Source organism: Pseudomonas sp. 5P_5.1_Bac1, from assembly GCF_025466015.1.
Taxonomy (GTDB): Bacteria; Pseudomonadota; Gammaproteobacteria; order Pseudomonadales; family Pseudomonadaceae; genus Aquipseudomonas.
Window position 1 is genome coordinate 1 of sequence record NZ_JANLNX010000041.1, and the last position, 5,416, is coordinate 5,416.

Annotated in this window: 2 tRNA genes and 3 rRNA genes; all 5 read right to left on the reverse strand. The window is 51.3% G+C overall.

Annotated features, from left to right (window positions below):
* Positions 1-104, reverse strand: a 5S ribosomal RNA gene (gene rrf / locus NTD82_RS08580); the annotation flags it as partial.
* Between the two features lie 145 nt (positions 105-249).
* Positions 250-3,138: ribosomal RNA gene (locus NTD82_RS08585) — 23S ribosomal RNA — on the reverse strand.
* Between the two features lie 227 nt (positions 3,139-3,365).
* Positions 3,366-3,441 (reverse strand) — tRNA-Ala (locus NTD82_RS08590).
* A 6-nt stretch (positions 3,442-3,447) separates the two neighbouring features.
* Positions 3,448-3,524, reverse strand: a tRNA-Ile gene (locus NTD82_RS08595).
* 84 nt (positions 3,525-3,608) lie between these two features.
* A 16S ribosomal RNA gene (locus tag NTD82_RS08600) occupies positions 3,609-5,145 on the reverse strand.
* Positions 5,146-5,416 lie beyond the last annotated feature (271 nt).

The window sequence follows — 5,416 nt, forward strand, 5'->3', positions numbered from 1 at the left end:
CCTACTCTCACATGGAGAAGCTCCACACTACCATCGGCGATGCATCGTTTCACTGCTGAGTTCGGGATGGGATCAGGTGGTTCCAATGCTCTATGGTCGTCAAGAAATTCTGTGTGCTCGTCCGCCTTTCGACGTCCGCGCAAATCGGGTATGTGATGTTTGTGGGTTCACGAATTTTCGAGCGTTTCGTCTTCACCACCACAATTCGGTGCCCTGTCTCCAGAAGCAGTCAAATTGCTTGGGTGTTATATGGTCAAGCCTCACGGGCAATTAGTATTGGTTAGCTCAACGCCTCACAGCGCTTACACACCCAACCTATCAACGTCGTAGTCTTCGACGGCCCTTCAGGGAGCTCAAGGCTCCAGTGAGATCTCATCTTGAGGCAAGTTTCCCGCTTAGATGCTTTCAGCGGTTATCTCTTCCGAACATAGCTACCCGGCAATGCCACTGGCGTGACAACCGGAACACCAGAGGTTCGTCCACTCCGGTCCTCTCGTACTAGGAGCAGCCCCTCTCAAATCTCAAACGTCCACGGCAGATAGGGACCGAACTGTCTCACGACGTTCTAAACCCAGCTCGCGTACCACTTTAAATGGCGAACAGCCATACCCTTGGGACCGGCTTCAGCCCCAGGATGTGATGAGCCGACATCGAGGTGCCAAACACCGCCGTCGATATGAACTCTTGGGCGGTATCAGCCTGTTATCCCCGGAGTACCTTTTATCCGTTGAGCGATGGCCCTTCCATACAGAACCACCGGATCACTAAGACCTACTTTCGTACCTGCTCGACGTGTCTGTCTCGCAGTCAAGCGCGCTTTTGCCTTTATACTCTACGACCGATTTCCGACCGGTCTGAGCGCACCTTCGTACTCCTCCGTTACTCTTTAGGAGGAGACCGCCCCAGTCAAACTACCCACCATACACTGTCCTCGATCCGGATAACGGACCTGAGTTAGAACCTCAAAGTTGCCAGGGTGGTATTTCAAGGATGGCTCCACGCGAACTGGCGTCCACGCTTCAAAGCCTCCCACCTATCCTACACAAGCAAATTCAAAGTCCAGTGCAAAGCTATAGTAAAGGTTCACGGGGTCTTTCCGTCTAGCCGCGGATACACTGCATCTTCACAGCGATTTCAATTTCACTGAGTCTCGGGTGGAGACAGCGCCGCCATCGTTACGCCATTCGTGCAGGTCGGAACTTACCCGACAAGGAATTTCGCTACCTTAGGACCGTTATAGTTACGGCCGCCGTTTACCGGGGCTTCGATCAAGAGCTTCGCGTTAGCTAACCCCATCAATTAACCTTCCGGCACCGGGCAGGCGTCACACCCTATACGTCCACTTTCGTGTTTGCAGAGTGCTGTGTTTTTAATAAACAGTCGCAGCGGCCTGGTATCTTCGACCGGCATGGGCTTACGGAGCAAGTCCTTGACCCTCGCCGGCGCACCTTCTCCCGAAGTTACGGTGCCATTTTGCCTAGTTCCTTCACCCGAGTTCTCTCAAGCGCCTTGGTATTCTCTACCCAACCACCTGTGTCGGTTTGGGGTACGGTTCCTAGTTATCTGAAGCTTAGAAGCTTTTCTTGGAAGCATGGCATCAACCACTTCGCGCTCTAAGAGCGCTCGTCATCAGCTCTCGGCCTTAAGATCCCGGATTTACCTAAGATCTCAGCCTACCACCTTAAACTTGGACAACCAACGCCAAGCTGGCCTAGCCTTCTCCGTCCCTCCATCGCAATAACTAGAAGTACAGGAATATTAACCTGTTTTCCATCGACTACGCTTTTCAGCCTCGCCTTAGGGACCGACTAACCCTGCGTCGATTAACGTTGCGCAGGAAACCTTGGTCTTTCGGCGTGGGAGTTTTTCACTCCCATTGTCGTTACTCATGTCAGCATTCGCACTTCTGATACCTCCAGCAAGCTTCTCAACTCACCTTCACAGGCTTACAGAACGCTCCTCTACCGCATCACCTAAGTGATACCCGTAGCTTCGGTGTATGGTTTGAGCCCCGTTACATCTTCCGCGCAGGCCGACTCGACTAGTGAGCTATTACGCTTTCTTTAAAGGGTGGCTGCTTCTAAGCCAACCTCCTAGCTGTCTAAGCCTTCCCACATCGTTTCCCACTTAACCATAACTTTGGGACCTTAGCTGACGGTCTGGGTTGTTTCCCTTTTCACGACGGACGTTAGCACCCGCCGTGTGTCTCCCATGCTCGGCACTTGTAGGTATTCGGAGTTTGCATCGGTTTGGTAAGTCGGGATGACCCCCTAGCCGAAACAGTGCTCTACCCCCTACAGTGATACATGAGGCGCTACCTAAATAGCTTTCGAGGAGAACCAGCTATCTCCGAGCTTGATTAGCCTTTCACTCCGATCCACAGGTCATCCGCTAACTTTTCAACGGTAGTCGGTTCGGTCCTCCAGTCAGTGTTACCTAACCTTCAACCTGCCCATGGATAGATCGCCCGGTTTCGGGTCTATACCCAGCGACTAAACGCCCTATTAAGACTCGCTTTCGCTACGCCTCCCCTATTCGGTTAAGCTCGCCACTGAATATAAGTCGCTGACCCATTATACAAAAGGTACGCAGTCACCTAACAAGTAGGCTCCCACTGCTTGTACGCATACGGTTTCAGGATCTATTTCACTCCCCTCTCCGGGGTTCTTTTCGCCTTTCCCTCACGGTACTGGTTCACTATCGGTCAGTCAGTAGTATTTAGCCTTGGAGGATGGTCCCCCCATATTCAGACAAAGTTTCTCGTGCTCCGTCCTACTCGATTTCATTGATAAGAGATTTTCGTGTACGGGGCTATCACCCACTATGGCGGCACTTTCCAGAGCCTTCCACTAATCTCAAATCAACTTAAGGGCTAGTCCCCGTTCGCTCGCCACTACTAAGGGAATCTCGGTTGATTTCTTTTCCTCAGGGTACTTAGATGTTTCAGTTCCCCTGGTTCGCCTCTTACACCTATGTATTCAGTGTAAGATAACCATCTTATGATGGCTGGGTTCCCCCATTCAGAGATCTCCGGATCAAAGTCTGTTTGCCGACTCCCCGGAGCTTATCGCAGGCTACCACGTCTTTCATCGCCTCTGACTGCCAAGGCATCCACCGTATGCGCTTCTTCACTTGACCATATAACCCCAAGCAATCTGGTTATACTGTGAAGACGACATTCGCCGAAAATTCATGATTAAACTCACAAATTTTACCTTAGCCTGAACAAACACCAGTGAAAGTGCTGTCCAGTCTATCTTTCTATCACATACCCAAATTTTTAAAGAACGATTCTGATAAAGTTCAGAAATCAATATTCGAGCCGAATATTCATTTCTAAGCTTTGACATAGGTGCAAGAGGGGGTGGTGGAGCCAAGCGGGATCGAACCGCTGACCTCCTGCGTGCAAGGCAGGCGCTCTCCCAGCTGAGCTATGGCCCCAGCAATTGGTGGGTCTGGGCAGATTCGAACTGCCGACCTCACCCTTATCAGGGGTGCGCTCTAACCAACTGAGCTACAGACCCAATCGAAGGTTGCTAACCTAATCGTCTTCTTCAATGAATCAAGCAATTCGTGTGGGAGCTTATGAAGCGGCTGATGTCGTCGATTAAGGAGGTGATCCAGCCGCAGGTTCCCCTACGGCTACCTTGTTACGACTTCACCCCAGTCATGAATCACACCGTGGTAACCGTCCTCCCGAAGGTTAGACTAGCTACTTCTGGTGCAACCCACTCCCATGGTGTGACGGGCGGTGTGTACAAGGCCCGGGAACGTATTCACCGCGACATTCTGATTCGCGATTACTAGCGATTCCGACTTCACGCAGTCGAGTTGCAGACTGCGATCCGGACTACGATCGGTTTTGTGAGATTAGCTCCACCTCGCGGCTTGGCGACCCTCTGTACCGACCATTGTAGCACGTGTGTAGCCCAGGCCGTAAGGGCCATGATGACTTGACGTCATCCCCACCTTCCTCCGGTTTGTCACCGGCAGTCTCCTTAGAGTGCCCACCATTATGTGCTGGTAACTAAGGACAAGGGTTGCGCTCGTTACGGGACTTAACCCAACATCTCACGACACGAGCTGACGACAGCCATGCAGCACCTGTGTCAGAGTTCCCGAAGGCACCAATCCATCTCTGGAAAGTTCTCTGCATGTCAAGGCCTGGTAAGGTTCTTCGCGTTGCTTCGAATTAAACCACATGCTCCACCGCTTGTGCGGGCCCCCGTCAATTCATTTGAGTTTTAACCTTGCGGCCGTACTCCCCAGGCGGTCAACTTAATGCGTTAGCTGCGCCACTAAAATCTCAAGGATTCCAACGGCTAGTTGACATCGTTTACGGCGTGGACTACCAGGGTATCTAATCCTGTTTGCTCCCCACGCTTTCGCACCTCAGTGTCAGTATGAGCCCAGGTGGTCGCCTTCGCCACTGGTGTTCCTTCCTATATCTACGCATTTCACCGCTACACAGGAAATTCCACCACCCTCTGCCCTACTCTAGCTCGCCAGTTTTGGATGCAGTTCCCAGGTTGAGCCCGGGGATTTCACATCCAACTTAACGAACCACCTACGCGCGCTTTACGCCCAGTAATTCCGATTAACGCTTGCACCCTCTGTATTACCGCGGCTGCTGGCACAGAGTTAGCCGGTGCTTATTCTGTCGGTAACGTCAAAACACTAACGTATTAGGTTAATGCCCTTCCTCCCAACTTAAAGTGCTTTACAATCCGAAGACCTTCTTCACACACGCGGCATGGCTGGATCAGGCTTTCGCCCATTGTCCAATATTCCCCACTGCTGCCTCCCGTAGGAGTCTGGACCGTGTCTCAGTTCCAGTGTGACTGATCATCCTCTCAGACCAGTTACGGATCGTAGCCTTGGTGAGCCATTACCTCACCAACTAGCTAATCCGACCTAGGCTCATCTGATAGCGCAAGGCCCGAAGGTCCCCTGCTTTCTCCCGTAGGACGTATGCGGTATTAGCGTTCCTTTCGAAACGTTGTCCCCCACTACCAGGCAGATTCCTAGGTATTACTCACCCGTCCGCCGCTGAATCGAAGAGCAAGCTCTTCTCATCCGCTCGACTTGCATGTGTTAGGCCTGCCGCCAGCGTTCAATCTGAGCCATGATCAAACTCTTCAGTTCAATACTGCTTGGGTTTTGAGAAAACCCTAAACTTGGCTCAGCAATCTCAAAATGAACTATTTCGATTTCTCGTATAGTCACTTGTGATGCTGATAATCTTGCTGACTATCAGTCCAAATTCACAAGCACCCACACGAATTGCTTGATTCAATTGTTAAAGAGCGGTTGGTTAAGAGCTTTTCGTCTCAACCGAGGCGCGCATTCTACGCTTTCCTCTCAGCCTGTCAAGCGTTTATTTTGAAGTTTTTCAGAATTTCTCTTTCAACTTCAA